At 65.0% G+C, this 5783-nt stretch carries 8 protein-coding genes; 1 reads left to right on the top strand and 7 read right to left on the bottom strand.

The window, feature by feature from the left end; genetic code table 11:
• Nucleotides 1–49: 49 nt before the first annotated feature.
• From CWO89_RS39990 to ygfZ, 3 genes are read right to left on the bottom strand one after another with little or no spacing between them, the layout of a single operon-like run.
• Nucleotides 50–673, bottom strand: a complete 624-nt coding sequence (locus CWO89_RS39990; RefSeq protein WP_130583777.1) for a YfbR-like 5'-deoxynucleotidase — start codon at nt 671–673, stop codon at nt 50–52.
• A complete protein-coding gene (locus tag CWO89_RS39985) occupies nt 670–1296 on the bottom strand; it encodes a DNA-3-methyladenine glycosylase I (RefSeq protein WP_130583776.1) in 627 nt (208 codons plus the stop codon). Before CWO89_RS39985 ends, CWO89_RS39990 begins: the two co-directional genes overlap by 4 nt.
• Entirely contained in the window at nt 1293–2174 is an 882-nt protein-coding gene (gene ygfZ, locus CWO89_RS39980; protein WP_130583775.1) for a CAF17-like 4Fe-4S cluster assembly/insertion protein YgfZ, read from the bottom strand. The genes CWO89_RS39985 and ygfZ overlap by 4 nt, the downstream gene beginning before the upstream one ends.
• A 130-nt stretch (nt 2175–2304) precedes the next feature.
• Between ygfZ and CWO89_RS39975 the strand changes: the two genes are divergently transcribed.
• Nucleotides 2305–3639, top strand: coding sequence for a dihydroorotase (locus CWO89_RS39975; RefSeq protein ID WP_130583774.1), 1335 nt, complete (start codon nt 2305–2307; stop codon nt 3637–3639).
• 66 nt (nt 3640–3705) lie between these two features.
• Here CWO89_RS39975 and CWO89_RS39970 read toward each other — a convergent pair whose 3' ends face one another.
• The 4 genes from CWO89_RS39970 to CWO89_RS39955 all read right to left on the bottom strand — a co-directional run bounded on the left by CWO89_RS39970 (nt 3706) and on the right by CWO89_RS39955 (nt 5662).
• The gene (locus tag CWO89_RS39970) at nt 3706–3969 is read right to left on the bottom strand and encodes a hypothetical protein (RefSeq protein ID WP_130583773.1); all 264 of its coding nucleotides are present in this window, start codon (nt 3967–3969) and stop codon (nt 3706–3708) included.
• 143 nt (nt 3970–4112) lie between these two features.
• Nucleotides 4113–4490 carry a TIGR02301 family protein gene (locus CWO89_RS39965; RefSeq protein ID WP_130583772.1) on the bottom strand — a complete coding sequence of 126 codons (378 nt, stop codon included), beginning with the start codon at nt 4488–4490 and terminating at the stop codon, nt 4113–4115.
• A gap of 63 nt (nt 4491–4553) precedes the next feature.
• Nucleotides 4554–4973 (bottom strand): NUDIX hydrolase, encoded by a 420-nt coding sequence (locus CWO89_RS39960; RefSeq protein ID WP_130583771.1) that lies wholly within the window; start codon nt 4971–4973, stop codon nt 4554–4556.
• Nucleotides 4974–5158: 185 nt separating this feature from the next.
• The gene (locus tag CWO89_RS39955) at nt 5159–5662 is read right to left on the bottom strand and encodes a hypothetical protein (protein ID WP_165421517.1); all 504 of its coding nucleotides are present in this window, start codon (nt 5660–5662) and stop codon (nt 5159–5161) included.
• Nucleotides 5663–5783: the final 121 nt, after the last annotated feature.

Genomic DNA, 5783 nt, shown 5'->3' with positions numbered 1-5783 from the left:
CGCCACCTTCTCCCACAAGGGGAGAAGGGAACAACGTGCGACTGCCTTCTTACCTTACCAACTCCGCTACGGCCTTAAAGCGTTCGAGGAACCGCTTCTCGGCTTTTGCCGCGGTCCAGGGCGTCAGGTAGTCGCGCTCGGTGGCCTCGGGCAGTGCGGGATCGCGGCCGAACAGGCGTCCGGCTTCGGCTTCGGAGAATCCCGCAAGGCGGGTTGCTTCGAGATAGGCGGCGCCGCGGTCGGCGGCCTTGATCTGCTGGGTGATCTCGTCGGCCAGCACCGGCGGCAGGCCGAAGCGGATGTGGATCGCGGAGAGCAGGCGCTTCTCCACCGTCTTGTAGTCGCCGCCGAGCACCGCCTTGAACGGCGAGATCATGTCGCCGATGACATATTCCGGCGCATCGTGCAGCAGCGCCGCGCGCCGCACGCTGACATCGGCGCGCGGCATCTGCTGGCGCATTACCGCCTCGACCAGGAGCGTATGCTGCGCGACCGAAAAGATATGCGCGCCGCTGGTCTGGCCGTTCCAGCGGGCGACGCGGGCGAGCCCATGGGCGATGTCGGCGATCTCGATGTCAAGCGGCGAAGGGTCGAGCAGGTCGAGCCGCCGCCCGGACAGCATGCGCTGCCAGGCCCGCGCGTCCTGCTTCGGCGCCGGTGATCTTCCGGTCATTTCACTTTGAAGCGCGGGCTGCGATGCTTGCCGCCGCAGGCCTCATGGCAGAAGCAGGTGACGAGATGGTCGTTGACGATGCCGGTCGCCTGCATGAAGGCGTAGACGATGGTCGGGCCGACGAACTTGAAGCCGCGCGATGCCAGCTCCTTCGAGACCTTGATCGACAGCGGCGTCGAGGCCGGCACGCTCGCCGTGGTCTTGAACTCGTTGACCTTGGGCCGGCCGTCGACAAAATTCCACAGGAATTTCGAGAAGCCCGGGCCTTCTTCCATGATCTTCAGATAGCCCTTTGCGCTTTCGATCGTGCCCTCGATCTTGGCGCGGTTGCGCACGATGCCGGCATCGTTCATCAGCGCATGCACTTTCTTGGCGTTGTAGCGCGCGATTTTCTCGGGCTGGAAGTCGTCGAAGGCTTTGCGGAAATTCTCGCGCTTGCGCAGGATCGTGATCCAAGAGAGGCCGGCCTGGAAGCCGTCGAGGATCAGCTTCTCGTAAAGCGCGCGGTCGTCATATTCCGGCACGCCCCATTCCTCGTCGTGATAGGCGACGTAAAACGGGTCTTCCCCCGGCCACGGGCAGCGAGTCTTGCCGTCGGGATGCAGTTGTGCAGTGCGGCTCATGCGACGGTCTTTTTCGGTGCGGCGCGGACGACATCAGGCTCGGCCAGCCTCAGACCGAGGCCGCCGGCGGAGAGCGAAAGCCCGGCATCGAGCGCATCAGCGACGCGGTCGGTGCGGACCAGCGCCAGGCCGATCTCGCCTGCGGCCGAGCCCATGGTGCCAACCTGCTTGTCGCCGGCGAGGATCGTGGCGCCCGGCTCGGGCGAGAGATCATCCAGGATGATCTTGACGGTGCGCGTGCGCGCGGTGCCGCGATGCTGCATCCGCGACACGACTTCCTGGCCGACATAGCAGCCCTTGTCGAAATCGACGCCGTTGAGGCGGTCCATGTTGGTCTCGTGCGGGAACGCATCGCCATAGCTGAAGTCGAGCCCGCCGCGCGGGATGCCGCTCGCTATGCGGTGCGCTTCATAGGCGGCGCTGTCGACGAGGTCGGCGCCGATGAGATCAGCAACCTTCGCTTTCAGATCCTCGGGCACGAGGAGACGGAAACCCATCGCGTCGTTGCGGGGATCGGCGAAGCAGAGGTCGGGCCTCATCGCCGGCTCGCCGTCCCAGGCCGCCAGCACGCCGAGCCCGTCGGAGAGGTTCTCGACCGCGACCTTTGCGCGCAGCTTGTAGAAGCGGAGCTTGTCGGTCAGCGCTTGCGCAAGTGCACGCGGCACATCGATCAGGAAGCCGCCGCCGTGGCCGGCGGGCGCCTCCGTGATCACGAAATCGACGATGATCTTGCCCTGCGGGGTCAGCAGCGCGCCGAACCGGCCCATGCCCGGCTTGAGGTCGGTCAGGTCTGATGTGACGAGGCCGTTGAGGAAGTTGCGGGCGTCCTCGCCCGTCACCTTGACCACGCCCCGATCGGGTAGAAATGCTGCTTTCATGCGGCTTTGTTCGGCCTTTTTCCAAGGTTCCTTTGGGAAACGGAGCTAGCGGATATCCCCTGCGAAGTTAAGGCGCTAAACTGCGCCGAACAAGGCCCGGGCGGCGACTTGGATACGGGCGCGAGGAGCGATGAATCAGCGTTTTGACACCATTCTAAAATCCGGCACCGTGGTCAATCAGGATGGCGAGGGCGTCCGCGACATCGGCATCAGGAGTGGCCGCATCGCCGAGATCGGCGGCCTGAACTGCGATTCCGCCGACGAGGTGATCGACTGCAAGGGCCTGCACGTCTTGCCCGGGGTGATGGACACCCAAGTGCATTTCCGCGAGCCGGGCCCGACCCACAAGGAAGATCTCGAGACCGGATCGCGCAGCGCGGTGCTGGGCGGCGTCACGGCCGTGTTCGAGATGCCGAACACCGATCCGCTGACGGTGACGGAAGCGGCCTTCACTGACAAGGTGAAGCGCGCCCATCACCGCATGCATTGCGATTTCGCCTTCTTCATCGGCGGCACCCGGGAGAATGTGCAGGACCTGCCGGAACTCGAACGCGCGCCGGGCTGCGCCGGCGTCAAGGTGTTCATCGGCTCCTCCACCGGCACGCTGCTGGTCGAGGACGACGAGAGCCTGAGCCGCATCTTCAAGGTGATCCGCCGCCGCGCCGCCTTCCACGCCGAGGACGAATATCGCCTCAATGACCGCAAATCGCTCAGGGTCGAGGGCGATCCGCGCTCGCATCCGGTCTGGCGCGACGAGGTCGCCGCGCTGATGGCAACGCAGCGGCTGGTCAAGCTCGCGCGCGATACGGGCAAGCGCATCCACGTGCTGCATATCTCGACCAAGCAGGAGATCGATTTCCTGCGTGACCACAAGGATGTCGCTTCCTGCGAGGCGACGCCGCACCACCTCACCATGGCCGCGCCGGAATGCTACGAGCGGCTCGGCACCCACGCGCAGATGAATCCGCCGGTGCGCTCGGCCGATCATCGCGAGCGGATCTGGTACGGCATCGAGCAGGGCATCATCGACGTGCTCGGCTCCGACCATGCCCCGCACACGCTGGAAGAGAAGGCGAAGACCTATCCGGCCTCGCCCTCGGGCATGACCGGCGTGCAGACGCTGGTGCCCTTGATGCTCGATCACGTCAACGCCGGCCGGCTATCGTTGGCGCGCTTCGTCGATCTCACCAGCGCAGGCCCGGCGAGGCTCTTCAACATCGCCTGCAAGGGCCGTATCGCGGCCGGCTATGACGCCGATTTCACGATTGTCGATCTCAAGCGAAGCGAGACCATCACCAACGACTGGATCGCCTCGCGCGCCGGCTGGACGCCCTATGACGGGATGCGCGTCATCGGCTGGCCGGTCGGCACGTTCATCCGCGGCAAGCGGGTGATGTGGCAGGGCGAAGTGGTGACGCCGTCGCTGGGCGAGCCGGTGCGGTTTCTGGAGACGTTGAGGGCGTAGCCGCTGTCGTCACCCGCCAACGGGGCGGCGCGTTGCGCCGACCCGTTGGCGGGTGATGACGGCCAATTACTGCCGCGCCAGCGCCAGCGAGAACTCACCGTTGCGCACGCGCGCCGGCAGCCCTTCGACGAACTTCGCCACCGCTTCCTCGCCATAGGTGCCGACCAGCTCAGCCAGCGCAGCGAACAGGCTCGCCTGCGCGAGGCAGTCGCCGTCGATGCCGTCATGGCGCGCTTCGGCCCAGGCCTCGTTCAGATAGGTGAGCGCGGCCTGCTTCTGCTCGTGGTCAGGCAGGGGATCGCGGGCAATCGAGAACGCTGGAATGCGCATGAAACTCACAGGCATGTCGGCGCGATTCACGGCGAATCACGTCATGCACAAAGCTGTAGCACGCAGATTGGGCACGCCTAGGCCACATCTTTAGGAAGGGTTAATGGCGGCGCCTAAGGTAAATCGATCGTCTATTCGCTCAGTCAGTTAGCATAGCGCGCGGTCAGGTCGCGCGAGATCTTCGAGCCCTCCTCGACGTAGCGGCGGATCGCCACGACGGCCGCCGGCGTGCAGGTGCGGTAGGTCTGCTGGAAACCGTTATACCCGCGGTTGAAGCCCGCGACCATGCGGGCGCGGCGGTCGCCGGAGGGGGTTTCGGCGTCGATCAGCGCCTGCATCTCGTTGCGCCATTTGGCGCCTTCGTTGCTGCCGCAGATGCCGCGCAGATAGTGCAGGGTGCCGAGGATTTCGGCGAGCCGCTGCAGGTCGCCGTCAAACGGAGCGGCGGCATCCTCCGCCCGGCCGGGCGAGAGATTGCACGCCGTGACGAAGACGAGGGCGGCCAGGAGATATTTCGACATGGCAGCGTCATATGCCCGTGGATTGTGCTGCAGGCAAGGCGCCGGAAGCCGCCCCATACGGCTTTAAATCAGCCGCCGGGCGGCCTGAAGCACCTCCTGCAGGCCGCCGGTGACCTTGAGATTGCCGATCGCCTCGGGCTCGAGCCATTTGAAATCGTCATGCTCGTCGTTCAGGTGGGGTTCCTGCGCCACCCATCGCGCCGCAAACGACATGATCAGATAATGCCCGCCACCGGTCGGCCCGGGCAGCACTTCGCGCCAGCCGGCCAGCGCCACAATCTCGATCTTGAGCCCGGTCTCCTCGTCGACCTCCCGGTGCAGCGCCGTATGCAGGGATTCGCCGAATTCGACCCGGCCGCCCGGCAGCGAATAGAAGCCCTTGCCGGGCGAGCGGGCGCGGCGAACCAGAAGCACCTTGCCGTCACGAAAAATCGCTCCGGAAACGGCAAGCTGGGGACGGGCAGGCTGGGCGGGGGAGGTCAAGAAGCGATCCAAACCGAGGAAAACCGGCGCCGATCATGCCCGATTGGTGACGAAAGGTCTAACCGGAGGGTTCGTCATGCCCGGGCTTGACCCGGGCATCCACGCCTTCCTGCGCGGCTCCAGGACGTGGATGGCCGGGACAAGCCTGGCCATGAGGGCGAAAGTGCAATTTGCAACAGGCCCGGCTACTCGCTCGCCATAATGCGCTCGATGTCGGCCTCAGTGCCGCCATTGATGATGCCGCCGGCGAGGGCGACCAGCGGCTTGACCCAGATCGTGGCCTGCTCGGCCAGCTTGGCACGGGTCTTGTCCTGGCGGACCTTGCCCATCGCGGCGCTCACTGCGGTCAATATCGAGGTCATCGTGTTCGTGATGTTGTCGAATTCGGCGCGGGTCGTGGGATCGGCCGATTCGTAGGCTGCGATCGCGAGGTCGCGCGCCCTGAAGTTGGAGGCTGTAAAATGCTCGGCATAGGTCAGCGGGTGCCAGCTCATGAAATCCTCGGCACATTCCGGCATATCCGGAATCATCTCGAGCAGCATGATGGCTTCGTTGAAGTGATTGAGGTAATCGGTGGCAAGCCCGGTGCGCGGATTGATGTTGGCGGCGCGCAACGCTGCCGCCCGAGCCTCGTCCGGGCCCGCCGGTCGCGGTGTCGGGCGATCGGATTCCGCTGCTGGTGAGCCCATCGATGCCATCCCGCCCAGAGCATTTTCGGTTCTGATTGAATCAGAACCGAAGCTCTGGATTCTTGTTTCGACGCGTTTTCTTCACGCGAACCGGTATCCACTTCGCTCGAAAACGCTCTAG

This window comes from Bradyrhizobium sp. Leo170 (genome assembly GCF_004296405.1).
GTDB lineage: Bacteria > Pseudomonadota > Alphaproteobacteria > Rhizobiales > Xanthobacteraceae > Bradyrhizobium.
Note: the sequence above shows the minus strand (reverse complement) of the source record. Positions and strands in the feature narration are given on the sequence as shown.